This window comes from Glycomyces artemisiae (assembly GCF_003002955.1).
GTDB lineage: Bacteria > Actinomycetota > Actinomycetes > Mycobacteriales > Micromonosporaceae > Glycomyces > Glycomyces artemisiae.
In genome coordinates, this window is record NZ_PVTJ01000006.1 from 53,899 (window position 1) to 79,760 (window position 25,862).

The window sequence follows — 25,862 nt, forward strand, 5'->3', positions numbered from 1 at the left end:
CGCACGGGGCGAGCGCACCGTCAAGGAACGACGGTGCGCTAGGTAAGTACTACGACGAGCGGCCGGGCGGCGAGGGCCTCGGTCGCGTTCTGGTCGTAGTTCTGCTGCGGCACGCCCCCCATGATTCACGATTCCGGCCCGTGAGTCAACTTTTCTCAGACTCCGGGACGTCGCTCGGCGTGTCGCGGGGCCCGGGCACGTCGTACGGCCCGGACGGGAGGGCCCTGGGCTCCTCGGTGAGCCAGCGCGTCAGGTCGTCGGGGTCCATGGGCTTGGCGAGCAGGTAGCCCTGCACCAGTGGGGCTTCGGCGGCGATCATGGCGTTGAGCTGGAGGTCGGTCTCGACGCCTTCGGCGATGACCTCCATGCCGAGGATGCGGCCGAGGGCGACGGTGACGGCGGCGAGGGGGCCGACGCCGCCGTCGTCCTTGGCGATGAGGTCGCGGTCGATCTTGAGGATGTCGACGGGGAGGCGGTCGAGCTGGCCGAGGGAGGAGTACCCGGATCCGAAGTCGTCCAAGGCGATCCGCACGCCCGCGCCCCTCAGAGCGCCGAGCTGGGCGATGAGGGTGTTCATCTGGTGGGAGAAGTCGTGCTCGGTGACTTCGAGCACGAGGCGCTTGGCGGGGACGCCCGCGGCGATGAGCGCGGTGTTGACCTCGGTGGCGAACAGGTGGGTGTGGAGCTCCTTGACGGAGACGTTGACGGAGATCCAGGCTTTGATGCCGCCGTTGGCCCAGGCGGCGAGCTGCTCGGCGGCGCGGTTGACGGTCCACACGGCGAGGTCCTGGGTGAGGCCGGACTCGGTGGCGGCGGGGATGAACTCGGCGGGGCTGACATGGCCGAGCCGGGGGTGGTGCCAGCGCATGAGAGCCTCGGCGCCGACGATGGAGCGGTCGGCGGTGGAGAAGACGGGCTGGTAGACGAGGCGGAGCTCGTCGCGGAGGATGGCGCCGCGCAGCTCTTGGGACAGCTCGTTCTTGCGGCGCACGACGCGGTCGAACTCGGCGTCGTAGGTGGCGTAGCGGTTCTTCCCGGCCTGCTTGGCGGCGCGCAGGGCGAGGTCGGCGTTGCGCAGGAGCAGTTCGGGGTCGCCGAGTCCCTCTGCGGCGGTGGCGATGCCGACCGAGCCGGTGACGAAGACGGTGGACTCGTCGTGGAACTCGTACGGCTCGCCGAGGCGGGCGACGAGCGCCTTGGCGGTGGCGACGGCCTCGGCCCGGCTGGCGCGCAGCAGTATCGCGAACTCGTCGCCGCCGAGGCGGGCGCCGACGTCGGTGGGGCGCAGGAGTTCCTTGATGCGGCGGGAGACCTCGACGAGGAGCTCGTCGCCGAAGTCGTGGCCGCGGGTGTCGTTGACGTTCTTGAAGCCGTCGAGGTCGAGCAGGAGCAGGGCGGTCTGGTGCTCTTCGGCGGCGACGCCGTCTTCGAGGCTCTGGAGGAGCGCCCGGCGGTTGGCGAGGCCGGTGAGGGGGTCGGAGTAGGCCATGCGGGCGAGCTCGGTCTCCAGGCTCCTGCGGGCGCCGACGTCCTCGACGCGGGCGACGAGGGCGCGCACCTGGGGGCGGCCGCGGAGGTCGGAGACGACGGTCTCGGTGTGGCGCCAGCGGCGGGAGGCGTCGCGGACGCGGACGTTCAGGGAGACCTGGCCGGTGTGGCTGAGGCCGTCGAGGAGGGTGCGCAGGTCCTCGGCGGTGTGGCGGCGGTCGTCGACGTGGACGAGGTCGAGGAAGGACTCGCCGAGGCAATCGCCCGCTTCGGTGGCGGGCCGCCACGCGGAGTCCTCGGGGTGCCAGGTGACCTTGAGCTCCTCGTCGAGGACGAGGACGGTGTCGGAGGCGACGCCGACGATCGCGGAGAGGCGGCGCTGCCGGGCCGCGGCCTCGCCGGTGACGCGTCTGACGTCGAAGTAGGTGAGGACGAGGCGGGCGCCGAGGGCGCCGACGGCGGCGAGGCCGAGGAGGGCCGCGTCGAGCGGGAGCGCGCCGCGGGTGGCGCCGTTGATGAGGACGGTGGCGGCGGCGAGGGCGCCGGCCCCGGCCATGACGGTGTAGTGGACGCCGGGGTAGTTGGGCTTGTCGATCGGGGCGGGCTTGTGGCGGCGGGCGGCGAAGTAGGTGACGCCGAGGAGGGCCGCGCAGGTGGCGACCCAGGCGACGGACCACCACAGGACGCGCTCCTCGGGGCGCAGCCACTGCCAGGCCACGAACGTGGACAGGCCGGTGAAGTGGACGGCGAAGACGGCGAGGTACGCGGAGGCGTGGCGGCGGCGCCAGCGCTGGATGCGGAAGGTGGTGGTGAAGCCGACGCCGAGCATGACGATCCCCATCATGCCGGGGATGACGATGGCGAGGTCGCCTTCGCCGAGGGGGCCGCGCATCTGCGCGAACAGGGGGCGCGCGAACAGGGTCCAGGCGAAGAAGAGCACGCAGAGGCCGACGAAGGAGCCGTCGACGAGGCGCCGCTGGACCGCTTGCGGGGCCCAGCCGCGGTCGGGCAGGCGCAGGAGGGCGAGGGCCCAGAGGACGACCGCCGCGGCGAACCCGGACCCGGCGACGGCGTCCCCCGCGGGGTCGGGGAGCCAGACCGCGGCGGCGAAGGACGCGGCCATGGTCTGGATGCCGGCGGCCATGAGCTGGTAGGTGGTGCGGCGGCCCGCCTCGATGCGGCGGGCGGCGCGCCACATGAGCGATCCGGCGCAGGCGGCGCCGATGGAGCCGAGGGCGGCGGCGGTCCCGGGTGCGATGGTCCCGAACGCGGTGTCGAGGGCGACGGCGACGGCCGCCGCGAGCACGGAGCACCACACTGCGGCGGTCGCGGTCCACGACAGCGATTGCCGGACGCGACGGGGGGTTGGCGTCATCCACTGGTCCGATCGTAGGAAGCCTCGTGCATTACAGGATGCCGCATGGTCCGCCGTTTCCGTCTCGGGCCCTCCGCGATTCCAGTCCGCGTCCGGTCAGTCGGCTCCGGGCAGGGCCTTGATGAGGCGTTCGAGGGCGGTCCGGTCGGCGAGATGGGCCGCGGCCGCCGCCTTGTCGGCCTCGGAGGCGTCGGCGCGGGCGGTGAAGAGCGCGGCGCGCAGGTCCGCCAGTTGCGCGTCGCGCTTCTCGGTCTCCTTGCGGGCCTTCTTGTCGTCGCCGCGGTACATGAGGACGGGGATGAGGACGGCGAGCGCGACGAACACGGCGGGGACCCACTGGCCGAACGCGGCGAGGGCCGCCGCGAGGGCGGCGATGACGGCGCCGGTGGCCGTGTACACGGGCTTGGAGGGGCCCTTCGTGTCGAAGTGCAGGCCGATGCGGTCTTCGAAGGCGGCGGCCTCGTCGGCGTCGTGCCCGGCGGCGGTGACGTCCACGGCACCGCCGCGGCGCTTGACGGTGACGACGGCGGGCGCGGGGGCCTCCATGGACTCCTGGAGGTGTTCGAGGCGGGCCCGCAGGAGCGGCGCGGCGAGGTCGAGTGCCAGGCGGCGCAGCGCGACCGGGGTCTCGGGCTCGAAGAGGTCGCGGCGGACGAGGGCCGCGACGGTCCCGGCGGGCTCGGCCCAGGTGGGGCGGGAGCGGTCGGGGCCGTCGTCGAAGCCGAGGGATTCGATCTCGCCGACGATCGGCAGCTCGGCGGGGCTGGGTTCCTCGATGAGCTCTTCGAGGTAGCGGCGCCAGCGGCCGTCGCGGCGGTCGAGGTCGGCGAGGTCGACCGGCTCGGGCTCGGCGGCGAGGTGGACGCGCAGGGCGTTGAACGCTTCGGCCGCAACGGTTCCCGTGCCGAGGATCGCCGCGTCCCAGGCGGCGGTCTCCTCGTCGTCGAGCTTCTCGGGGTCGAACAGCTCGCGCAGGCGCCCGGTGAGCTGGACGGCCGCGTTCGGGCCGAAGGCGCCGAGCGCGGCGTGCTCCCACAGTGCGCGCCAGGCGTTCGCGACCTGCCCGTCCTCGCATTCGCCGAGGTCGGCGGGGTCGGCGATGAGCCGCAGGAACGCGGCGTCGACGAGGACGGCCTGCCCGAAGCAGCGGCCGACGGCGAGGTTGAACAGCTCGGCGCGCACGGCGTCGCGCCCGCGCGCGGCGTCGAGGCCCGTGGTCAGGTTGGCGCCCTTGGCGTTCGCGCCGGGACGGCCGCGGAACACGAGCGGGAGGATCGCGGCGGCGGCGGGCGGCAGCCAGTACCCGGGCAGGTCCGGGAGCTCCGGGAAGCGCGCGGGGCGGCCTTCGGCGAGGGCGCGGAACGCGGAGCGGATCTCCCTGCGCGCCTGATACTCGTCGAGTTCGAGGACCTGGAACCGCAGGTCGGTCCAGGTGAGGAGGAGGTCGATCCGGTCGGCGACGGTGTCGAGGCGCGACCCGACCTGCTTGAGGCCCTGGCCGATCTCGCTCTGGACGGCTTCGAGTTCGCGGCGGCGGGCCCGGCGCTCGGCGCCGATGTCGTGGTTGAGCTCGTTGATCGCGGCGGTCTGGGACCACTCCTGGCCGAAATCCGTCCAGTTCCACTGGCTGACAGTGCGGGCCATGCGGCTGCTCCGGGTGGCTTCGAGGGAATGAGGGCGGTTTCATTCTGCCCCGGGAACGCCGGCGGCGGAGCCCTCCGTTCGGAGGACCCCGCCGCGGCTTCTGTCCTCAGTCGACCTTGCGGACGGCTCCGTCGCTCGCGGGGGTCGCCATCGACGCGTACGCCTGGAGCGCCCGGGAGACGATGCGGTCGCGGTTCACGGGCGTGTAGGGCTGCTCGCGCTTCTCCTGCGCGACCCGGCGCTGCTGGAGCACCGCGTCGTCCACTTGGAGTTCGAGCTTGCGGTTCGGGATGTCGATCTCGATGATGTCGCCGTCCTCGACGAGGGCGATGAGCCCGCCGCCGGCCGCCTCGGGGCTGATGTGCCCGATCGACAGGCCCGAGGTGCCGCCGGAGAAGCGGCCGTCGGTGATGAGCGCGCACTTGCGGCCCAGGCCGCGGCCCTTCAGGAACGACGTCGGGTACAGCATCTCCTGCATGCCGGGGCCGCCCTTGGGGCCCTCGTAGCGGATGACGACCACTTCGCCCTCGACCACGGACTTGTCGAGGATGCCCTGCACGGCGTCCTCTTGGGACTCGAAGACGTGCGCGGGGCCGGTGAACGTCCAGTTCTCCTCGGGCACGCCCGCGACCTTGACGACCGAGCCGTCCTCGGCGAGGTTCCCGAACAGGACCGCCAGGCCGCCGTCGACGGTGTACGCGTGCTCGACGGACCGGATGCAGCCGTCTTCGGCGTCGGTGTCGAGGGTCTTCCAGCGGTTCGAGGTCGAGAACGCCTGCGTGGTGCGCACGTTCCCGGGCGCGGCGTGGAACAGCTCGACCGCTTCGGGCGCGGGCGATTCGGCGCGGATGTCCCACGCGCCGAGCCACTCGTCCACCGACGCGGAGTGGATCGTGCCGACCTCCTCGTGGAGCAGGCCGCCGCGGCGCAGCTCGCCGAGGATCGCGGGGATGCCGCCGGCCCGGTGCACGTCCTCCATGTGGTACTTCGCCGAGTTCGGCGCGACCTTCGCCAGGCACGGGACGCGGCGCGAGACCGCGTCGATGTCGGCGACGTTGAAGTCCAGCTCCGCTTCGCGCGCGGCGGCCAGGAGGTGGAGGATCGTGTTCGTGGACCCGCCCATGGCCACGTCGAGGGCCATCGCGTTCTCGAACGCCGACTTGGTGGCGATCGACCGCGGCAGGACCGATTCGTCGTCGTGCTCGTAGTAGCGGCGGGCCAGGTCCATCACGGTGCGCCCGGCCTGCTCGAACAGGGCCCGGCGGGCGGTGTGCGTGGCGAGGGTCGAGCCGTTGCCCGGCAGGGCCAGGCCCAGCGCCTCGGTCAGGCAGTTCATGGAGTTCGCGGTGAACATGCCCGAGCAGGAGCCGCAGGTCGGACAGGCCTGCTCCTCCATCTTGAGCAGCTGCGCGTCCGACACGTCGTCGTTCGCGGCCGCGATCATCGGGTCGATGAGGTCGAGCTTCTGCGTGACGATCCCGTCGCTGTCGATCGTCTTCCCGGCCTCCATGGGCCCGCCGGAGACGAACACGACCGGGATGTTCAGCCGCAGCGCGGCCATGAGCATGCCCGGGGTGATCTTGTCGCAGTTGGAGATGCACACCAGGGCGTCGGCGCAGTGCGCGTTGACCATGTACTCCACCGAGTCGGCGATGATCTCGCGCGAGGGGAGCGAGTAGAGCATCCCGGAGTGGCCCATGGCGATCCCGTCGTCGACGGCGATCGTGTGGAACTCCTTCGAGACGCCCCCGGCCTCCGCGATGGCCTCGGCGACGATGTCGCCCATGTTCTTGAGGTGGACGTGCCCGGGGACGAACTGGGTGTAGGAGTTGGCGATGGCCACGATCGGCTTGCCGAAGTCGGAGTCGGTCATACCGGTGGCGCGCCACAGCGCGCGAGCGCCCGCCATCTGGCGGCCGTGCGTGGAAGTGCGAGAACGAAGCGCTGGCATGGTTCCAGTCTGCCACGTCTCGGATACCGGGACGACACGCCCGGTGGTTAGGATCGCCTATCCCGTTAGAAACCGTGCACCATCGTGCCGAAGATCATCTGCTCGGGGCACGGCCCGTGGCGGCGGGAGTCCTCGCCTTCGGGGTTGTCGCTGAGGAGGTAGTAGTGCCCGGCCGGGACTGCCCCATCGCCGCCGGGGACCGGGTCGCCGGGCCCGGCGGCGACGCGCTTGATCCACCACGGGGCCTTGAGCCGCCGGACCTCGGCCCAGCCGAGGTCCGGGTCCGGGGCGGCGACCACGACGACGTCGCCGACGGCGATCCGCCTGGTGCGCTTGGCGAGGACCTCGCCGCCGTCCTTGAGCGCGGGCTCCATGGACCGGCCCTCGACCTTGACGAGGGTCCAGCGGCGCCGCAGCTGCCTGACGCTCTCGGCGACCAGCGCCGCGGCGGCGATGAGCAGGACCGGGAAGAGCCAGCTAGAAGAGCCCATCGATGCCGTCGTCCTCCGGTTCCTCTTCGCGCTTCCCGCGGATCAGTCGCGCCACGGAGAAGCTCGTCAGCCCGAGCAGCGCCGAGACGGCGAGGACGCCCCAGGCGAACAGCAGGAGCACGCCCCCGCCCATGAGGAGGTACATGAGCAGGAGGCCGCCGTCGGCGTTCACCTCGTCCATTGGCGGCCCCTACGGCAGGTCGTTGATGATGTCGGTGATCGAGCGGCGCTTGCCGGTGAAGAACGGGATCTCCTCGCGCACATGGAGTCTGGCACGGGAGGCGCGCAGCTCGCGCATGAGGTCGACGATGCGGTGCAGCTCGTCGGCCTCGAACGCGAGGATCCACTCGTAGTCACCGAGGGAGAACGCCGGGACGGTGTTGGCGCGCACGTCGGGGAAGTCGCGGGCCATCTGGCCGTGCTCGCGCAGCAGGTCGCGGCGCTCCTCGTCGGGGAGGAGGTACCACTCGTAGGACCGCACGAACGGGTAGACGCTCACGTAGCCGCGGGGCTCCTCGGTGAGGAACGCGGGCAGGTGGCTGCGGTTGAACTCGGCGGGCCGGTGCACGGCCATGTTCGACCAGACGGGGGCCAGGTGGCGGCCCAGCGCCGAGCGGCGGAAGTCCGAGTACGCCTTCTGGAGGTCGTCGCTGCTCTCGGCGTGCCACCACACCATGAGGTCGGCGTCGGCGCGCATCCCGGTGAGGTCGTAGGTGCCGCGGACGGTGACGCCCTGGTCGCCGCAGTGCTTGGAGAAGAACGCCTCCATGTCGCTGGCGAGGTCCTGCCGGATCGACGGCATGGGCTCCTCGGCGCGGAACACCGACCACAGCGTGTACCGGATCGTGTCGTTCAGTTCCTTGATCCGCGCGGCGTTGGGGTTGTTGGACTGGCGTTCGGTCACGGTGCGGCCCTTCTACTTCGGTGCGAGTTGCTGAGCGATGTCGTCGGCGGCGGCCTGGCCTGAGGCGATGCACGCGGCGATGCCGACGCCGTCGACGGCGGCCCCGGCGATGGCGACGCCGCGGTGGCGCGCGAGCGCGACCCGGGCGGCCGCGACGCGGGCGACGTGGCCCGGCGCGTACTGCGGGAGGGCCCCGCCCCACCGGTCGATGCGCTGCTCGACGGGCTCGGGCAGGCGCTGCCCGAGGTGCTCGCCGAGTTCGCGCAGGGCGGTCTTGGCGAGGGTCGCGTCGTCGTACTGGAGGAGCGCCTCCTCGCCGAGGCGGCCCATGGAGACGCGCACGATCTGGCGGCGGCGCCCCAGGTGCGGCCACTTCTTCGACGCGAAGGTCGCGGCCTTGACGGTCTTGCCTTCGGATGCGGGCGTGAGGAATCCGGAGCGCTCGGGGAGTTCGATGCCGTCGAAGGCGAACGCGGCCAGGGCGACCGAGGCGTAGGCGACTCCGGAGAGCGCGGCGGCGGCCTCGGGGGCGACGGCGCGCAGCAGCTCGGCGGCGGGGGACGCGGGCACGGCGACCACGACGGCGTCGGCGCGGACCCGGATCGGGTCGGGCACGGGGCCGGTGATGACCTCCCAGCCGTCGGGGGGGGTCTGGCGCAGCTCGCGCACGGTCATGCCGAGACGGATTTCAGCGCGGGCGGCGGCGGACGTGGCGGTCACGAGCCGGTCCAGGCCGCCGTCGATCGTCGCGAACACCGGTTTCCCAGTGGCGGGCCGCTTGATCTCGGCGACCGCTTCGGTCAGGCGCGCATGGCGTTCGAGCGCGGCGGCGAGCTGCGGCATGACGGCGCGCACGGAGAGGCGGTCGACGTCCCCGGCGTAGACGCCCGCGAGCATCGGGGACACGAGCCGGTCCAGGACCTCGTCCCCCAGGCGCGAACGCACCAGCGCGCCGACGGACATGTCCTGGCCCGCTTCGAGGATCGGGAGGCCGTTGTCGGGGCGCTCCTTCGCGTTCGCGATGGCGGCGACGTCGGCGGGGTCCCCGGGGATGCCCATCATGTGCCCGGCAGGGAAGTCGACGAGCTCGCCGCCGAGGCTCAGCGCGGGCTTGAGGGCCGCGGGATGGACGATCGCGTCGCCCAGGCCCACGGCTTCGGCGAGCCTGACGGCCTCGGGCCGGGCCGCGAGGAGCGATTCGGCGCCGGTCTCGACCGGGCGCCCGGCGAAGTCGGCGGTGCGGATCTTGCCGCCGAGGCGCATCGACTGCTCGGCGATGATGATCTCGGCGTCGGGTCCGAGGCGCTCGCGGAGCCGGTGCGCCGCGGCGACCCCGGTGATGCCGCCGCCCGCGACGAGGACCCGGGTGCGTCCCGGCGTGCCCGTGACGCGGGCGGGCGTCATGGGGCTCATCGGGCGGTGGTCTCGTGCACGCGGTCGACCACGAGCTTCAGCTTCGCGGGGTCGGAGTACGGGAGGACGCCGTGCCCGAGGTTGAAGATGTGGCCCTTGGCGGCCCGGCCCGCGGCGACGACCTTGTCGGTCTCGGCGATCAGCGCGTCGTCGTCGGCGAGGATGAGCGCCGGGTCGAGGTTCCCCTGGAGGACCTTGCCGGGCAGGCGCTTCGCGGCCTCGTCCAGCGGGGTGCGGAAGTCGACGCCGGAGATCTCGGCGCCGGTCTCGGCCATCGCTTCGAGCAGGTGCCCGGTGCCGACGCCGAAGTGGATGCGCGGCACCGACTCGGCGACGCCCGCCAGCGCGGCGGTGGAGTGCGGGAGGGCGAACTCGCGGTAGTCGGCCTCCGAGAGGGCCCCGGCCCAGGAGTCGAAGAGCTGCACGGCGTTCGCTCCGGCGTCCACTTGGACGCGGAGGAACTCGCCGCAGATGGCGGCGAGGCGGGAGGCGAGGGCGTGCCAGACGTCGGGGCGGGACTTCATGAGCGCCTTGGTCTTCGCGTGGTCGCGGGAGGGGCCGCCCTCGACGAGGTAGGACGCGAGGGTGAACGGGGCCCCGGCGAAGCCGATGAGCGGGGTGGCGCCGAGCTCCTTGCCGAGGAGGCCGACCGCCTCGGTGATGTAGGGGACGTCGCAGGGGTCGAGGTTGCGCAGGCGCTTGACGTCGGCCTCGGTGCTGAACGGCTCGGCGACGACGGGGCCGACGCCGGGGACGATCTCGATGCCGACGCCGATCGCGGCGAGGGGGACGACGATGTCGGAGAAGAAGACCGCGGCGTCGACGCCGTGGCGGCGCACCGGCTGCATCGTGATCTCGCAGACGAGTTCGGGGGTGCGGCAGGCCTCCAGCATGGAGGTCTCGCCGCGGGCGGCCTTGTACTCGGGGAGGGAGCGGCCGGCCTGGCGCATGAACCAGACGGGCGTGTGAACGGGCTCCTCACCGCGGCAGGCCGCGAGGAACGGGGACTCGTGCGGGGAAGGAACGGCGTTGACCACAGGGCCATCCTTGCACGCGCGGGGGCGGTCCGCCCGCAGCGGCGAGTGCGATGTGGCCCGCACCGGGAGGGGCACTGTGAGGGAGGTCGGCGGGGGCGGCCGTCCACGATAGAGGAGAAATAGGGTGATGAGCCCACTATCGGGTGGAAATCGGTCTCCTGGACGGCGGGGCAGTAGCGCGCGCAGGTTACCTGCCCGTACGGTGAACAGGTGACCGATCCCCAGCCCGAACCAGAAGCCGTGCTCCTCACCGAGCCTCGCGAAGGCATGCCCCCGCTGATCCAGACCTCCGCGGACCTCGCCGAGGCCGCCGAGCGGCTCGAAGCAGGGTCGGGTCCGATCGCGGTGGACACCGAGCGCGCCTCAGGCTTCCGGTACTCGGGCCGGGCGTACCTGATCCAGCTGCGCCGGGCCGGCGCGGGCACGATCCTGGTCGACCCCATCCCGATCGAGGACCTCGGCCCGCTGCGCCGGGCGCTCACGGGCCCGGAGTGGATCCTGCACGCCGCGAGCCAGGACCTGCCGTGCCTGGAGGAGCTGGAGCTCCACCCCACACGCCTGTTCGACACGGAGCTGGCCGCGCGCCTGTGCGACTTCGAGAAGGTCGGGCTCGCCTCGATCACGGAGCAGCTGCTGGGGTACCGGCTGGAGAAGCAGCACTCGGCGGCCGACTGGTCCTCGCGCCCGCTCCCCCACGACTGGCTCGTGTACGCCGCGCTCGACGTGGAGCTGCTGACGGAGCTGCGCGGCAAGCTGGCCGCGGAGCTGGCGAAGCAGGGGAAGTCCGCGTGGGCCGAGGCCGAGTTCGAGCACGTGCGCACCGCGGGCCCGCCGAAGCCCCGCAAGGAGCCGTGGCGGCGCACCTCCGGCATCCACAAGGTCCGCGGCGCGAAGGCCCTGGGCCGGGTGCGCGCGGTGTGGGAGGCGCGGGACGCCTTGGCGCGCAAGCTCGACCGCGCGCCCGGGAAGGTCCTGCCGGACGCGGCGATCGTGGAGGCGGCGACCGCCGACCCGACTGACTTCGCGGAGCTGATGGGCCTGCCCGGGTTCCGCCGCCGCGGCGGGCGCACGAACGCGCGGCTGTGGCTCCAGGCCCTCGCCGACGCGCGCCTCGTCCCCGCCGACGAGCTGCCGTCGACGACCCCGCCCCAGGACGGCCCGCCCGCGACCCACCGCTGGGCCGACCGCGACCCGGTCGCGGCCGAGCGCCTCGCCGCGGCCCGGGAGGTCGTCACCGAGATCGCCGGCAAGCACCGCCTCCCGGCCGAGAACCTCATCTCCCCCGCGCTGGTGCGGGGCCTGGCGTGGGAGCCGCCGAAGAAGGTCTCCGAGAAGCACGTCCGCACGGTCCTCGCAGAAGGCGGCGCCCGCGAATGGCAGATCGACCTCCTCGCCGAGCGCCTCGCCGAGGCGCTCAAGGACTGAACCCCTGCACGACGGAACGGCCCCGCCGAGGCGGGGCCTTCGCCGTCTCCCGGGGCGGTCGCGAGCAGGGCGAACGTTTCGCGGAAGACGGATGTCCGACACGCGGCGGGGGGCCGTGACACTGAACTTACTAACGGGTAACATCGGTTGTGACGTTGCACTCGTGCCGACGTGCACTCTCACCGACGCTGCATACCCAAAGGAGGGGCTGGCGTGAACGACACCATCCGCGATGTCGTCTTCGTCGACGGGGTCCGCACCCCGTTCGGCAAGGCGGGGAAACTCTTCGAGGAGACCCGCGCCGACGACTTGATCATCCGCTGCATCAGGACGCTGCTGCGCCGCAACCCGGGTCTGCCGCCTGAGCGGGTCGACGAGGTGGCGCTGGCGGCCACGACGCAGATCGGCGACCAGGGCCTGACGCTGGGCCGCACCGCCGCGCTCCTGGCGGGCCTGCCGCGGTCCGTCCCGGGCTACTCGATCGACCGCATGTGCGCGGGCGCGATGACCGCGGTGACCAACGTCGCCGCCGCGATCGCCTCGCGCCAGTACGACATCGCCATCGCCGGGGGCGTGGAGTCGATGTCGAACCACCCGATGGGCGAGGGCGTGGACCCGAACCCGCGGATCATCGCCGAGCGCCTGGTCGACCCGGACGCGCTTCAGATGGGCGTGACCGCCGAGAACCTCCACGACCTGTACCCGCAGCTCACCAAGGAGCGTGCCGACGCGTACGCGGTGCAGACGCAGCAGCGCTATGCGGCCGCCGTCGAGCAGCTGTCGGCGGACATCACCACGATGGCCGCCCGCTCCGACGAGGGCTGGACCGTGGCCGTCGCCGACGAGCTGCCGCGGCCGTCGACGAGCATGGAGGGGCTCGCGAACCTGCGCACCCCGTTCCGCCCGCACGGGCGCGTCACCGCCGGGACCTCCTCGCCGAACACCGACGGCGCCACCGCGTGCCTCATCGCCGACGCCGAGACCGCCGCCGAGCTGGGCCTGCCGGTCGCCATGAAGATGGTCGGCTTCGCGTTCGCGGGCGTCGACCCCGAGACCATGGGCGTCGGGCCGATCCCGTCCACCGAGAAGGCCCTCGCGCGCGCCGGGCTCACGATCGACGACATCGGCCTGTTCGAGATCAACGAGGCGTTCGCCGTCCAGGTGCTGGCGTTCCTCGACCACTTCAAGATCGCCGACGACGACCCGCGGGTGAACCCGTGGGGCGGCGCCATCGCGATGGGCCACCCGCTGGCCTCCTCGGGCGTGCGGCTGATGACGCAGCTCGCCCGCGAGTTCGCCGTGCACCCCGAGGTGCGCTACGGCATCACGACCATGTGCGTCGGCCTCGGCCAGGGCGGCACGGTCATCTGGGAGAACCCGAACTTCAAGGGGGCCAACTAATGTCCGCGACGCCGCTCGACCTCCCCGACTTCGAGGAAGAGGTCGTCACCGAGTCCTACGTGCGCTTCGTCGAGCCCCGCGGGCTCGGCGGCAAGGCCGCGATCATCACGCTCGACAACGGCTACGACCACACCAAGCCGTCGTCGTTCGGGCCGGGTGGCCTCAAGAGCCTGTGGCGGGCCCTCGACACCGTCGAGGCCGAGGACGGGGTCAAGCTCGTCGCCGTCACCGGGAAGCCGTTCATCTTCCTGGCGGGCGCCGACATCAAGCTCATGCCGAGCCTGGAGACCCGCGAGCAGGGCCTGGCGCTCGCGCAGGCCGGGCACGCGCTGTACAAGCGGCTCAAGGACTCCGCGGTGCCGACGTTCGCGTTCGTGAACGGCACGGCGCTCGGCGGCGGATTCGAGCTGGCGCTGCACTGCCACTACCGCACCGTCTCCAAGACCGCGGTGGGCCTGGGCCTGCCGGAGGTCTCGATCGGGCTCATCCCCGGCTGGGGCGGCTCGCAGCTCCTGCCGAACCTCATCGGCATCGAGAAGGCCGCGCAGGTCGTCGTCGGGAACCCGCTGAACCAGAACAAGATGCTCAAGGGCGCCGACCTGGTGCCGCTGGGCATCGCCGACGCCGAGTTCGAGGGCGCCGACTTCATCGAGGAGTCCCTGGACTGGGCGGTGGGAGTCGCCACGGGCGCGATCACCGTCGAGCGACCCGAGATCGACCGGGACGTCTGGCCGGCCGTGATCGCGGGCGCCCGCAAGCTCGTCGACGAGAAGGTCCACAACGCCTCCGCCGCCGCGGTGCGGGCCCTGGACCTGCTCGAACTCGCGCAGCACGCCTCCTTCGAGGAGGGGTCCCTCGCCGAGGACGAGGCCCTCGCCGACCTGGAGGCCGGGCCGCAGTTCCAGGCCAGCATCTACGCGTTCAACCTGGTCCGCTCGCTCGGCAAGCGCCCCGAGGGCGCCCCGAGCCCCGGGCTCGCGAAGGACGTCACGAAGGTCGGCGTCGTCGGCGCCGGGCTCATGGCCGGGCAGATCGCGCTCATGTTCGCGCGCCGCCTCGAAGTACCCGTGGTCATGACCGACCTCGACGAGGAGCGGGCCCAGAGGGGCCTGGCGTACGTGCAGGCCGAGATCGACAAGCTCGAAGCGAAGGGCCGCACCTCGAAGCTCAAGGCCGCCAAGCTCCGCGCGCTCGTCTCCGCCAGCGCGGACAAGTCGGTGTACGCCGACTGCGACCTGGTCATCGAGGCGGTCTTCGAGGAGCTCGGCGTCAAGCAGGCCGTGTTCGCCGAGATCGAGCCGATCGTCTCGGAGGAGGCCCTGCTCGTCACGAACACCTCGGGGCTCTCGATCACCGCGATGGCCTCGCAGCTGAAGCACCCCGAGCGGCTCGTGGGCATGCACTTCTTCAACCCGGTGGCCGTCATGCCGCTCGTGGAGGTCATCGCGACCGACTCGACCGACGACGAGACCCTGGCGACGGCCTACGCGGTCGCGAAGAAGCTCAAGAAGACCGCCGTGGGCTCGGCGGACCGGCCGGCGTTCATCGTGAACCGCCTGCTCGGCCGCATGCTCGCCGAGGTCACCGGCGCGGTGGACGCGGGCACGCCCGTCGAGACCGCCGACGTGGCCCTCGACCGGCTGGGCCTGCCGATGCGCCCGTTCGCGCTCCTGGAGCTCGTGGGCCTCCAGGTGGCCTGGCACCTGTGCCAGCACCTGAACGAGGACCTCGGGCCGCGCTTCCCCGCGTCGGAGAACCTGCGGCGCATGGCCGAGGCGGACTTCCCCGTCTTCGACCCGGCGCACAAGGGCAAGGGGAAGCTCACCGAGGAAGCCAAGGCGCAGATCGCGCTCGGGGACTCGCCGCAGTCCGCGGAGGAGGTCGAGCAGCGCGTGCTGCGCGGCCTGACCGAGGAGATCGGCCTCATGCTCGACGAGGGCGTCGTGCCCTCGGCGAAGCAGGTGGACCTCGCGATGATCCTCGGCGCGGGCTTCCCGTTCTGGCTCGGCGGCCTCACGCCGTACCTGGACCGCGAGGGGATTTCGACCGATGTGACCGGAAAGCCCTTCGCCTCGTAGCGTCCGGTGTGCCCGATCACATTATCTTTGCGACGAGCCCGGACTCCTCCGAAAGGACGAGTCCGGGCTCGTCCCGTGTACCGACGGGGCCGGACGGCAGCGGTGACGCGCTCGGGCGAGGGCGCCGATAGGGCCGGTACCGGGCAAAAGCCATAGAGCCTACTCGCCGGTACGGAAACCCCTTGCCACCTGCGTTTCCGCGGTCGCGACCCGGTTTGACCTGGGGATTTTCGCCCCTAGGTTTGCCCAGTGCATTTTCGCAAGATCATCGAAGGCGTGACCGGTCCGGTCCGGAGCGCCGCCGCCGCGCTCTCCCAGCGGCTGTCCTTCAATGACGCGGCCGGGGAGCACCACCGCTTCCGCCGCATCGCCACCGTCGGCCTCGCGGCCGCCGTGTTCACGGGCACGGGCGCCACCGCCGCCTGGGCCATCTCGAACACCGACGAGCCGGTCGAGGAGACCGCCGCCGTCGAGCAGGCCCCGGCCACCACCGAGGAGGCGACCACCGAGGAAGCGGCCCCCGCGACCGAGGAGCCGACCGAGGAGGCCACCACCGAGCCGGCCCCCGAGCCGGTCGTGGAGGAGACCACCGAGGAGCCCGCCGGGCCCGTCGACATCGATGTCGAGGGCATCGACGACGAGCAGGAGGCCAACGCCGTCACGATCATCGAGACCGGCAAGGACATGGGCTTCGACGAGAACGGCTGGGCCGTCGCCCTCGCCACCGCGATGCAGGAGGCGAAGCTCTACAACGCCGCCTCCAACGACGTCCCCGAGTCCTGGGACTACACCGACTCCGACGTCCACTACGAGGACCACGACTCGGTCGGCATCTTCCAGCAGCGCACCTCGATGGGCTGGGGCTCGGTCGAAGAGCTCATGGACGTCTCCACCTCCGCGAGCAAGTTCTACGGGACCCTTGAGGACGTCGACGGCTGGGAGGACATGTCCATCGCCTCCGCCGCCCAGGCCGTCCAGGTCTCGGCCTTCCCGGACTACTACGCCCAGTGGGAGGACCTCGCCTGGTCCATCATCGACGCCTACGAGAGCGCGTCTTAACGACTTATCCTCCTCCCGACGGAACGGGCCTCGCGATCTCCACAACGCGAGGCCCGTTCCTATTTCCCCGGAATGTCGTACCCCCGAGAGATACTGAAAACCGGGGGTCCCTTAGGCGCTCCGATGCCGGGTGCCCTCGATTCGGCTCCGCGGCCGCGGTTCGTTTGGAGGAACCCGAGAAAAACGGGGCGACCGGACGGCGCGGTGGCTCCGGACACTGTCGAAACTCCACAAATCCTGCCCGATTTGTCCGGTTACTGGTTTGACATCGCCTCGACACTGTGCGTATGGATCAGCCCGTAGCCGCATCGGAACACCTTCCGCCGCAAGCCCCTCCGCCTCCCGCGGACCGACCCGGCCGCCGCGCCGAGGTCACCGCCAAGTCCGTCCAGATCGTCCTGCTGTGCCTCGGCGGGCTCCTGCTCACCGCCGGGGTCATCGTCTTCACCGCCGTCGCCTGGCGCCAGCTCGGCGACGGCGGACGGCTCACCATCCTCGCCGGGACCACCGGCCTGCTCATGGCCGTCCCGTTCGCGCTCACCAGGTCCCGCCTGTGGGCGACCGCCGAGACCCTCGCGGCCACCGCCACGCTCGCGCTGTGGTGCTCCGCACTCGCCGGGTACTACCTGTACCTGCCGAGCGGCACCGGCCTCACCGCCGTGTCCGTCGCCCGCTGGACCGCGGCCGTCCTCGTCGCCGCGACCCTCTACCGGATCGCCGCCCGCGTCGCCGCCCCCGCCTGGGCGCTGCTCCCCCTCGCCGCGACCGGCGCCGCGTTCGCCGCCTTCGGCGACGCCCTCGAAGCCGCACTCCACATGGGCGCCATCGGGCTCCTCCTCGCCGGCGCCGCCTGGACCGTGAAAGCCGCCCCGACCCGCCACGCGGGCGCCGACCAGTAGTCCGCGCGCGTGCTCCTCGCCGCAGGGATCACCACGGTCTTCCTCGCAGGCATGCGGGCCGCCTTCGGCCTCGACGCCGCGATCCTGCCGGTGGCGGCGGCAACCGGCTGCCTCCTCGCCGCCGCGTGCATGCTCGCAACCGCCCACGCCCGCTTCGCAGGAGCCTCCACCGCGGCCGTCGCAGTCCTCGGCTCGGCAGCCGGCGCGCTCACCATCGCCTCGTGGGTCCTCGCACTCCGTTCCCTGGAGCCGCTGGTCGCGCTCCCCGCATTCGGCCTCTCGGCGGTCGCGGTCATCCTGGCCGCCTCCTGGACCGACCCGAACGGCTACGAGCGCCTGCCGCTCGGTGCGGCCGCCAGTGCGGTCACCGCTTCGCTCGCGGTGCTCGGCGCGGTGATCACCGATGCGTACGAGCTGACGGCGTTCTTCGCCGCCGCGGTGCTCTCGCTCGCCGTCTCCTTCATCTTCCCCGCAGCGCTCGCAGACGCCCTCCGCAAGGGCGCCATGGTCATCGGCGCCTCGGTGTTGGCCTGGTGCACGTTCGTGAGCGCCACGGCGCTGCCGGTCGCCTACGGGGCCGAGCCGAACCCGCTGGTGCAGTGGGAGGTTCCGGCGATCGCGGTCGGGAGCGCGGTCGGCGCCTTCCTCGTCGCCAAGGGCTGGCGGCGCGACTTCCTGGCGCTGGCCGCGGCCACGGCCGCCATGAGCGCAGGGGCGCTGGCCGGGAGGTCGGCCGCATCCCTGGCCGCGGTCGCGGCGCTGGCGGTGTTCGTGGCGTTCACCTCGCCCGGCACGGGCCGCAGAGTCCTGGGGTGGACGGCGGCGTACCCGGCGGTCACCGCGGCGGCGCTGGCGTGGGCTTACCGTCCAGCGACGAACGACCTCGATCCCGGGCCGGCCCTGGCGGTCGCGGTCGGGGTCGTCTCGGTGCCGCTCGCGGCGACCTGGTTCGTTCGCCGCGGCGGCGACAGCAGCGGCCACCGCGGCCGCGCGGATTTGGTGTGGGGCCGGGTCGGCGCGCACTCCATGATCGGGGTGTACCTGGTGTGGCTCACCGGGATCGCGCTGGCAGACGGGATCGGCCTGGACACGCCATTGGGGTTCACGGCCTACGCGGGCGCACTGGCGGCGGCCGCGATCGCGAACCCGGCGAAGCGGCTCGGGCATGTGCTCGGCTCGTGCGCCTCGATGGTCGTTGCCGCGCTCATGTTCGCCGCGTACGGCGGGGCGACCGCCGTCGAGTGGTACACCGTGCCGCCTGCCGTCGTGCTGGTCGGCTTGGGACTGTGGCTGCTGCGGCGGGACGCGGCGACGAGCTCGTGGCTCGCGCTGGGCCCGGCGCTCGCGGTGGGCTTCGGCCCGTCGCTGGTCATGGCGCTCGGGCCAGAGGGCGACCCTTGGCGCCGGATCACGGTCGGCGCGGCCGCCGTGGCGGTGCTGATGGCGGGCGCCTGGCGGCGCTGGCAGGCGCCGCTGGTCCTCGGGGCGGTGGTGTTGACGGCCTTGGCGGTCAACGAGATCGCCCTGGTGTGGAGCGCGGTCCCCAAGTGGATCCCGCTCTCGATCGGCGGCGCGGTCCTCATCGCCGCGGGCGCGACCTTGGAGCAGCGGCGCCGCGACCTCGCCCGGATCGGCCGGTCGCTCAAGGCCATGCGCTGACGCTTGTCGGGGACATGGAAGGGCCCTCGCATCGGGATGGTGCGGGGGTCCTTGCTGCTTGCGGGTGGGGTGGGGGTTGGGGTTCGTGCGGGCGGCGACGAGAGGGTGGACGGTGGGCCGGGGTGGGGCGGGTTGCCTTGGGGCCGTGGGGGTCCGGGGGTGGAACGTGAGGATGTTCCCCGCGTGTGGGTGATGACAGTGGCACCTGGTGCGAGGGATGATTGGGGTACGCACAGGGACAGGGAAATCGTACAGGTGTCGGGCGGTGCAAGCAGACTAAGCCAAGCCTCTGGCCGACCGGCAAACCAGACGATCTCCGAGGCAGTGTCGCCGACGCAAGGTGTCGGGCCGACGGCAGATCTCATCCCCGCAGTGCTATCGGGACCCGCAGCAGTCAACCACCCCCACGGGGGCATGGTGATCGGGCGGGGGACCCGGGGAAGGGATCACCTCGACCCCGGGCGGTGTCCGCTACGAGGCACACGACCGGACCACCAAGCGACCGACAGGCCGAACACACACCGCACGCAGCGACCGCGCATGGAGAAGCAGTGCCGCACCCGGCCGGGCATTCGAGGACCCGGCACCGCGACACCACCCCCACACGCGCAGACCCGCACCCCTGCGGCCACGGCCCACCCACCGCACCACCCCGACACGGGCGCCAGCCTGCCCACAGGGACACACTCTCCTGACACGGGCGAAGCCTGCCCGGACGGGCGCACTCTCCCGACGGGCAGCCAACGCGCCCACCGGGAAGCAATATCCGCCAGGCGCACCCGCGACCCGGGGGAGCGACACCGGACAGCCGGCCGTCCAGGAGTGGAAGTCGGCGGCGACACACCACATGAGGAGGTGAATCAACCACATGGGCGTCCCTAGCGCGGTTCCGTCAGATCCGAATCGCCCTGACACCGGGAGAAGGGATATCGACTTCCCGGATTTGGCGGTGCAGGCTTCCGCTTTTGGGATTCCAAGGGGAGCGCGTGGGTGGTCCGTTTGGAGGAAACCTGAAGAATACGGGGTCCCTGACGAGGCCGCAGGGCGGTCGGGTTGTGGGACGTGCACAACTGGCGCCCGTTTTGTGCCGTGCTTGATTTGACAGGCCCAGCACACTGTGCACATGACGACGTACAACTGCCCCCGCTGCGGGCGTCCATCGACGGCCGCCGGGTGCGCCGCCTGCGGGCGCGGACCCGAGCCGCTGCTGCAGCGGCTCGGCGACCTCGACGCGGTCCTGGCGTCGATGCCCACCGCCCTCACCAGCCGCGCCGCCGTGGAGGCGGAGCGGATCGAGGTGCTCGACGGCCTCCGCGAGGTGGCCGCCGGATATCTCGCCGAAGCCGAGCGGCAGGCCCAGGCCGCTCCGGCGCCGCAAGTGCCGCAGACGCCCGCGCACGGCACTCCGCAGGCGGCACCGGCCGCCGCCGCGCCCTACGCGCCCCAGCCGCACACGCCGCCCAGCGGCGCACCGGCCGCCTACCTTCCCCCGCCGCCTCCGCCTCCGGGCGGGGAGGTCGGGACGAAGACCGTGCAGACCGTGCTGCTGAGCCTCGGCGGGCTGCTCGTCGCCGCCGCGCTCATCATCTTCACGGCCGTGGCCTGGCGCAACATGGGCAACGGGGGCCGGGCCGCGGTGCTGAGCATCGCGACGATCCTGCTGCTCGCGGTGCCGTTCCCGTTCAAGCGGTTCAAGCTGTGGGCCACCGCCGAGACGTTCGCCGCGCTCGGCGCGCTCGCGCTGTGGTGCACGACCCTCGCGGGCTACTACCTGTACCGCCCGCCGGGCACCGACTTCGGGCCCGACACCGTGGGCGCCTGGACCGCCGGAGTCCTGGCCGTGCTCGCCGCCTACCGCGGCGCGTCGCGGCTGAGCGCCACGAGCTGGGCGATGCTCCCGCTGGCCGCGATCGGCGCCTCGTACGCCGCCGCGAGCGACCTCGGCCTCGCCGTCATCCTCATGCTCACCATCGCGCTCGCCCTCGGCATCGCCGCGTGGCTGACCGCCCGCTTCCCGGGCCGGTACGCGCGCTCGGACCTGTGGGCCTCCCGCCTCCTCACCTGCGCGGCAGTGGTCGCCGCGTGCTCGGCCGGGCTGCGGGCCGCGTTCGGGCTCGACGACCCGGTCGTCCCGCCCGTCGCCGCCGCCGTCGCCGTGCTCGCCGCCGCGAACCTCGTCGGCGTAGGCTTCGCGAAGCGGCTGCGCGTCTCCACCACGTCGATGCTCATCGCCGCCTCGGCGGCCGGGTCGCTCGTGCTGTGCGCATGGACGCTCGCCGTCCGCTCCGACTCGGGCGAGCTGGCCGTGCCGTCGCTCGCGCTCCTCGCCGCCGCGTTCGTCCCCTTCGCCACCGCCGGGTCGCGCGACTACAAGTGGGGCTTCGCGCTCGCGCAGGGCGCCGGACTCGCCGCGCTCGTGGCCTTCGCCACCGTCGCGTTCGACGCGCCGGACCTGAGCGCCTACTTCGCCGTGTTCCTCGCCGCCCGCCTGGTCGCGCCGCTTCTCGGCGAGCCGCTCGGGGAGCCGCTGCGGATCGCCTCCTACCTGGTCGGCGCGGGGACCGCGCTCGCGGCCTCGCTCATCACGCTCGGCGGCCTCGGCGTGCTGTGGTTCGGCGCCGAACCGGCCGGGGTGTTCACATGGGAGATCCCGATCGTCCTGGTGGCCTTGGCGTTCGCGGCAGTGCTGCTGCCGGTGCGGTTCCGCGTCCAGGGCGCGGCGCTCGCGCTCACGTTCGCGGTCGTCTCCACCTCGATCCTGCTGTGGCACAGCGACCCCGAGCAGTGGGACGCGGTGCCGTTCATCGGCTTCACGCTGTGCGCGGTCGTCGGCCTCGTCACGGCCCTCGCCTCCCGCACGCTCGCGGGCCGGTGCTGCGGCTGGGTCGCCCTCGCGGTGTGGGCCCCGATCGCGGCCCTCGCGGCCTCCGACTCGCGCTCGATCGACCCCGGTGAAGGCTGGGTCCCGTTCTGGCTCACCGTGACCGCCGCCGCGATGCTCGCCGTCGCCGCGGGCGCGCCGCGGCGCAGCCGCCCCGACCGGGTCCTGGGCTCGGTCCTCGCTCACGTCGTCGCCGCCGTCTCCGTGATCGGCGGCCTGTTCCCGTGGGTCGAGGCGGTCTGGGAGGGCTCGGACCTGCGGCTGTTCCTGCCCGCCCAGTTCGGGGTGTACACGCTGGCGCTCGCGGGGACCGCGCTCATGGTGCCGGTCCGCAAGTGGGGCTACATCATCGCGGCCCTGTGCACCGGCACCGTCGGCTGGTGGCTGCTGCTGGCCGCGCAGGAGGTGCAGACCCTTGAGTTCTTCACTGCGCCTCCGGCCGCGGTCCTGTTCCTCATCGGCCTGTGGCGCTTGGAGAAGCGCCCGCAGACCGGGTCGTGGGCGACGCTCGCCGTGCCGATCCTCATCGGCATCGGGCCCTCGCTGCTGCTCGCGCTCGGCGACGGCGAACCGGCCCGCCGCGTCGGCGTGGGGGCCGCCGCCATCGCGGTCATCATCGCGGGACTGGGACGCCGCTGGCAGGCGCCGCTGGTGCTCGGGTCGATCGCGCTCGCGGTGCTCACGATCAACGAGCTGTCGCTGGTGTGGGACTACATCCCGGTGTGGATCCCGCCCGCGATCGGCGGCGTCGTCCTCATCGGCGCGGGCGCGACGTTCGAGAAGCGTCGCCGCGACCTCGCCCGGATCAGGCAGGGACTGAAAGCGATGCGATGAGGATGCAACCGATCAGCGCTTCGCGGCGTCTGAATGAGTAGCACCGGGCGCGGCGGTCCCACCAGGACCGCCGCGCCGCTCTGCGTCTACGGCTAGTGGTGGTGGTGCGCTTCGGCTTCGCCGCGGCGGTGGACCTCGGCGGCGAGGCGCTCGGCGATCGCCGCGGGCGTGAGCCCCAGGTCCTCCAGCAGCTCGCCGCGGGAGCCGTGCGGGTGCCAGCCGCGCTCGACGGCGAAGTCCACGAGCGGGGTCTCGTCGCCGGAGTCGCGCAGGGCCTGCGCGAGCGCGTCCCCGAAGCCGCCGGTGCGGATGCCGTCCTCGACGGTGGCGACGAGCGGGTACTGGCCTGCGAGCTTCACGAGCGCGTCCGGGACCGGGGAGATCCAGCGCGGGTCCACCACGGTGGCGCGGATGCCTTGGGCCGCAAGGAGGGACGCGGCCTCGACCGCCGTCCCGGCGAGGGAGCCGCACGCGGTGATCAGGAGCTCGTCGTCCTCGTGCTTGACGAGCACGTCGAGTCCTTCGTGGACGTCGACGGCGGCGATGTCCTGCTCGGGCACCGCGCCGGTGGGCCAGCGCAGCATCGTCGGCCCGTCGTCCACGGTGAGCGCCTCGGCGAACTCCTCGCGGAGCGTGGCGGCGTCGCGCGGCGCGGCGATGCGCAGGCCGGGGACGACGCGGAAGATCGAGGTGTCCCAGATGCCGTAGTGGCTGGGCCCGTCGGGGCCGGTGATCCCGGCCCGGTCGAGCACGAACGTCACCGGCAGCTTGTGCATGGCGACGTCGAGCACGGTCTGGTCGAACGCGCGGTTCATGAACGTGGAGTACACGGCCACGACGGGGTGCATGCCGTTCATGGCGAGCCCGGCCGCGGAGGTGACGGCGTGCTGCTCGGCGATGCCGACGTCGAAGACGCGGTTCGGGTGCAGCTTCATGAGCTTGTCGACGCCCGTGGGGCCGGGCATGGCCGCGGTGATCGCGACGACCTCGGGGCGCAGGTTCGCCTGGGCGACGAGCTCGTCGGCGAACACGCCGGTCCAGCGGCGCTTGGAGGAGCCGACGGGCTCGCCGGTGATCGGGTCGAACGCGGGCGGGGAGTGCATCTGCTCGGCCTCGTCGGCGCGGGCGGGGGCCCAGCCGCGGCCCTTCTCGGTGAGGGCGTGGACGATGACGGGGCCGCCGAAGCCCTTGGCGCGCTCCAGGGCGAGGGTGAGCTCGCCGAGGTCGTGGCCGTCGACGGGGCCGACGTACTTGATGCCGAGGTCGGAGAACATGCCCTGGGGGGCGAGGGCGTCCTTGAGGCCGGTCTTGGCGGCGTGGAGGCCCGCGTAGGCGGCGCGGCCGAACACGGGGATGCGCTCGACGAGCTCCTGGATCTTGCGGAGCGCGGGCTCGTAGCCGGGGTTGAGGCGCAGGGCCGAGAGGCGCTTGGCGAGGCCGCCGACGGTGGGCGCGTAGGAGCGGCCGTTGTCGTTGACGACGATGACGAGCTTGAGGTCGTCGCGGGCGGCGATGTTGTTCAGGGCCTCCCAGCACATGCCGCCGGTGAGCGCGCCGTCGCCGACGAGGGCCACGACGTGGCGGTCGGAGCCGGAGAGCGCGTGGGCCTTCGCGAGGCCGTCGGCGTACGAGAGGGACGTGGAGGCGTGGGAGTTCTCGACGAGGTCGTGGGGCGACTCGGCCCGGCTGGGGTAGCCGGTGAGGCCGCCGCGCCCGCGCAGGCCCGCGAAGTCGCCGGCGCGGCCGGTGAGGGCCTTGTGGACGTACGACTGGTGGCCGGTGTCGAAGACGACCTGGTCGTGGGGGGAGTCGAAGACCCGGTGGATCGCCATGGTGAGCTCGACGACCCCGAGGTTGGGGCCGATGTGGCCGCCGGTCCTGGCGACCGCGTCGACGAGGAACCGGCGCAGCTCGTCGGCGAGCTCCGGGAGGTCGTCCTCGTCCAGCGACTTGAAATCGGCCAGTGCGCCGATGCTCGACAGCAGCGGGCCCATCTCGGGTTCGTCGTGCGGGTTCATAACGCGGAAGTCTATCCGCGGCACCGCCTGGAGGGAACCTCAGCGAGTGCGCCTGGGACGTGTCTCATGGGGGTCCGGGGGCCGTGATCAGGGAGTCATTCCGGGGCCGCGGGGCGGTCACGGTCCCGACGGGCGGCCGTCACGGCGGCAGGTGTACGACGGAGTCCGCAGCCGGGCACCGGAAATTCATCCGAAGGAGGGACACCAGACGTGACTGTCGGAAAGCGGTCAGTCCCCGAAAGGGACACGCCGGGCGAAAGCCCGGCCCCTCCGTGATCGGAATGTGATCATCCCAACATGGACCTCATCGACCTGCACCAGAACACGGAATGGCCCGCGCGCCTCGATCAGGTGTTGAGCTCCTCCCCGGTGGACTGGGGCGACCGGCGCGACAGCGTGCGGGACGTCGCGCCGGGGCTGGCCCGGCTCCAGCGGATGTCCGCGGTGCCGCGGTTCGACCTGGACGTGGTGGACCCGGAGGTCTACGAGGGCATCCTGGTCGACGCGCTGGCGGCGGCGGCGCGCGGGGGCGCCGTCTACACCGAGCTGCGGCTGCCGCAGGAGTCGGTGGTGTACCCGCAGTTCATGGAGCGGTTCGAGGCGGCGCGGGAGCGGGTCGCGGAGGACTACCCGGAGTTCGACGCGGGCGCGGTGCTGTCGATGAACCTGTGGGACCCGATGCTGCGGGAGCTGTGCGACGCGTTCGCGGACGCGGCGGCGGCGGGCCTGTCGGGCGTGGAGATCATCTACGTCCCGTATGCGGCCGAGGCGGACTGGTCGCGGGGCCGGGTGGTGGCCGAGGCGGCGGGCGCGGCGGGCCTGGGGGTGACGGTCCCGGCGGGGGCGTTCAACGCCTCGAACCTGGCGGTGCTCGCGGAGATCGAGGAGATCGGGCGGATCGGGCACGCCGTGGGGGCGGCGAGCGACCCGGGGATCATGCGGCTCCTCGCGGAGCGGAACGTGACGGTCGAGGTGTGCCTGACGTCGGCGGTGGTGCTGGGGATGGTGCCCGCACTGGAGGCGCACCCGCTGCCGCGGTTCCTGGAGGCGGGGATCGCAGTGGTGCTCGGGACGGACTCGCCGATGCGGATGGGCACCAACATCGCCGGGGAGTACGAGAAGGCCCGCAAGCTCGGGCTGAGCGACGGGGACCTGGCGGACCTGACGGCGCGCGCGAAGGCGGCCCGGCTGAAGTAGCGACCGGGTACGAGGTCACAAATCGGACTCGAAGGGGTCTCCGCACGGTCTCAATTCTGTCGAATGTCTGTTTGTAGACAATCCAACTGGCAACAAGCTTACTGCGAC

At 72.4% G+C, this 25,862-nt stretch carries 17 protein-coding genes; 8 read left to right on the top strand and 9 right to left on the bottom strand.

The window, feature by feature from the left end; all coding sequences use genetic code 11:
• Window positions 1–145: 145 nt before the first annotated feature.
• The 8 genes from B0I28_RS15955 to hemE form a co-directional block, all read right to left on the bottom strand.
• The gene (locus B0I28_RS15955; protein WP_146148126.1) at window positions 146–2,863 is read right to left on the bottom strand and encodes a putative bifunctional diguanylate cyclase/phosphodiesterase; all 2,718 of its coding nucleotides are present in this window, start codon (window positions 2,861–2,863) and stop codon (window positions 146–148) included.
• 96 nt (window positions 2,864–2,959) lie between these two features.
• Window positions 2,960–4,507 carry a hypothetical protein gene (locus B0I28_RS15960; protein WP_106364851.1) on the bottom strand — a complete coding sequence of 516 codons (1,548 nt, stop codon included), beginning with the start codon at window positions 4,505–4,507 and terminating at the stop codon, window positions 2,960–2,962.
• Window positions 4,508–4,613: 106 nt separating this feature from the next.
• Entirely contained in the window at window positions 4,614–6,458 is a 1,845-nt protein-coding gene (gene ilvD / locus B0I28_RS15965; protein ID WP_106364852.1) for a dihydroxy-acid dehydratase, read from the bottom strand.
• Between the two features lie 65 nt (window positions 6,459–6,523).
• The gene (locus B0I28_RS15970) at window positions 6,524–6,949 is read right to left on the bottom strand and encodes a S26 family signal peptidase (RefSeq protein WP_106364853.1); all 426 of its coding nucleotides are present in this window, start codon (window positions 6,947–6,949) and stop codon (window positions 6,524–6,526) included.
• Window positions 6,936–7,130: a hypothetical protein gene (locus B0I28_RS15975; protein ID WP_106364854.1), complete on the bottom strand. Its 195-nt coding sequence runs from the start codon at window positions 7,128–7,130 to the stop codon at window positions 6,936–6,938. Before B0I28_RS15975 ends, B0I28_RS15970 begins: the two co-directional genes overlap by 14 nt.
• Window positions 7,131–7,139: 9 nt before the next feature.
• Complete coding sequence (gene hemQ, locus B0I28_RS15980) at window positions 7,140–7,853, bottom strand: hydrogen peroxide-dependent heme synthase (RefSeq protein ID WP_245888998.1); 714 nt, start codon at window positions 7,851–7,853, stop codon at window positions 7,140–7,142.
• A gap of 12 nt (window positions 7,854–7,865) precedes the next feature.
• Window positions 7,866–9,266: a protoporphyrinogen oxidase gene (hemG, locus tag B0I28_RS15985; RefSeq protein WP_245888999.1), complete on the bottom strand. Its 1,401-nt coding sequence runs from the start codon at window positions 9,264–9,266 to the stop codon at window positions 7,866–7,868.
• Window positions 9,263–10,303 (bottom strand): uroporphyrinogen decarboxylase, encoded by a 1,041-nt coding sequence (gene hemE / locus B0I28_RS15990; RefSeq protein ID WP_219926800.1) that lies wholly within the window; start codon window positions 10,301–10,303, stop codon window positions 9,263–9,265. The genes hemG and hemE overlap by 4 nt, the downstream gene beginning before the upstream one ends.
• A gap of 210 nt (window positions 10,304–10,513) precedes the next feature.
• On the opposite strand from hemE, the gene B0I28_RS15995 reads away from it, so the two are divergent.
• The 7 genes from B0I28_RS15995 to B0I28_RS16025 all read left to right on the top strand — a co-directional run bounded on the left by B0I28_RS15995 (window position 10,514) and on the right by B0I28_RS16025 (window position 22,539).
• Window positions 10,514–11,728 carry an HRDC domain-containing protein gene (locus tag B0I28_RS15995; RefSeq protein ID WP_245889000.1) on the top strand — a complete coding sequence of 405 codons (1,215 nt, stop codon included), beginning with the start codon at window positions 10,514–10,516 and terminating at the stop codon, window positions 11,726–11,728.
• Between the two features lie 213 nt (window positions 11,729–11,941).
• A complete protein-coding gene (locus B0I28_RS16000; protein WP_106364856.1) occupies window positions 11,942–13,129 on the top strand; it encodes a thiolase family protein in 1,188 nt (395 codons plus the stop codon).
• Window positions 13,129–15,207, top strand: a complete 2,079-nt coding sequence (locus B0I28_RS16005) for a 3-hydroxyacyl-CoA dehydrogenase NAD-binding domain-containing protein (protein ID WP_106364857.1) — start codon at window positions 13,129–13,131, stop codon at window positions 15,205–15,207. Before B0I28_RS16000 ends, B0I28_RS16005 begins: the two co-directional genes overlap by 1 nt.
• A gap of 249 nt (window positions 15,208–15,456) precedes the next feature.
• Complete coding sequence (locus B0I28_RS16010) at window positions 15,457–16,266, top strand: hypothetical protein (RefSeq protein WP_146148127.1); 810 nt, start codon at window positions 15,457–15,459, stop codon at window positions 16,264–16,266.
• A gap of 287 nt (window positions 16,267–16,553) precedes the next feature.
• Window positions 16,554–17,165, top strand: a complete 612-nt coding sequence (locus B0I28_RS16015) for a hypothetical protein (protein ID WP_106364859.1) — start codon at window positions 16,554–16,556, stop codon at window positions 17,163–17,165.
• 9 nt (window positions 17,166–17,174) lie between these two features.
• Window positions 17,175–18,824, top strand: coding sequence for an SCO7613 C-terminal domain-containing membrane protein (locus tag B0I28_RS16020; protein WP_106364860.1), 1,650 nt, complete (start codon window positions 17,175–17,177; stop codon window positions 18,822–18,824).
• Window positions 18,825–19,947: 1,123 nt separating this feature from the next.
• Window positions 19,948–22,539, top strand: coding sequence for an SCO7613 C-terminal domain-containing membrane protein (locus B0I28_RS16025; protein WP_106364861.1), 2,592 nt, complete (start codon window positions 19,948–19,950; stop codon window positions 22,537–22,539).
• Between the two features lie 92 nt (window positions 22,540–22,631).
• On the opposite strand, the gene dxs is transcribed toward B0I28_RS16025, so the two are convergent.
• Window positions 22,632–24,557: a 1-deoxy-D-xylulose-5-phosphate synthase gene (dxs, locus tag B0I28_RS16030; RefSeq protein ID WP_106364862.1), complete on the bottom strand. Its 1,926-nt coding sequence runs from the start codon at window positions 24,555–24,557 to the stop codon at window positions 22,632–22,634.
• Window positions 24,558–24,854: 297 nt separating this feature from the next.
• On the opposite strand from dxs, the gene B0I28_RS16035 reads away from it, so the two are divergent.
• Window positions 24,855–25,754 (top strand): amidohydrolase family protein, encoded by a 900-nt coding sequence (locus tag B0I28_RS16035; RefSeq protein WP_106364863.1) that lies wholly within the window; start codon window positions 24,855–24,857, stop codon window positions 25,752–25,754.
• The last annotated feature ends 108 nt before the right edge of the window (window positions 25,755–25,862 follow it).

Excerpts from the sequence above, each read along its gene's own strand:
- B0I28_RS15955 (WP_146148126.1), bottom strand. The coding sequence starts at position 2,863 with ATGACGCCAACCCCCCGTCGCGTCCGGCAATCGCTGTCGTGGACCGCG.
- B0I28_RS15960 (WP_106364851.1), bottom strand. The coding sequence starts at position 4,507 with ATGGCCCGCACTGTCAGCCAGTGGAACTGGACGGATTTCGGCCAGGAG.
- ilvD (WP_106364852.1), bottom strand. The coding sequence starts at position 6,458 with ATGCCAGCGCTTCGTTCTCGCACTTCCACGCACGGCCGCCAGATGGCG.
- B0I28_RS15970 (WP_106364853.1), bottom strand. The coding sequence starts at position 6,949 with ATGGGCTCTTCTAGCTGGCTCTTCCCGGTCCTGCTCATCGCCGCCGCG.
- B0I28_RS15975 (WP_106364854.1), bottom strand. The coding sequence starts at position 7,130 with ATGGACGAGGTGAACGCCGACGGCGGCCTCCTGCTCATGTACCTCCTC.
- hemG (WP_245888999.1), bottom strand. The coding sequence starts at position 9,266 with ATGAGCCCCATGACGCCCGCCCGCGTCACGGGCACGCCGGGACGCACC.
- B0I28_RS16005 (WP_106364857.1), top strand. The coding sequence starts at position 13,129 with ATGTCCGCGACGCCGCTCGACCTCCCCGACTTCGAGGAAGAGGTCGTC.
- B0I28_RS16015 (WP_106364859.1), top strand. The coding sequence starts at position 16,554 with ATGGATCAGCCCGTAGCCGCATCGGAACACCTTCCGCCGCAAGCCCCT.
- B0I28_RS16025 (WP_106364861.1), top strand. The coding sequence starts at position 19,948 with ATGACGACGTACAACTGCCCCCGCTGCGGGCGTCCATCGACGGCCGCC.
- dxs (WP_106364862.1), bottom strand. The coding sequence starts at position 24,557 with ATGAACCCGCACGACGAACCCGAGATGGGCCCGCTGCTGTCGAGCATC.
- B0I28_RS16035 (WP_106364863.1), top strand. The coding sequence starts at position 24,855 with ATGGACCTCATCGACCTGCACCAGAACACGGAATGGCCCGCGCGCCTC.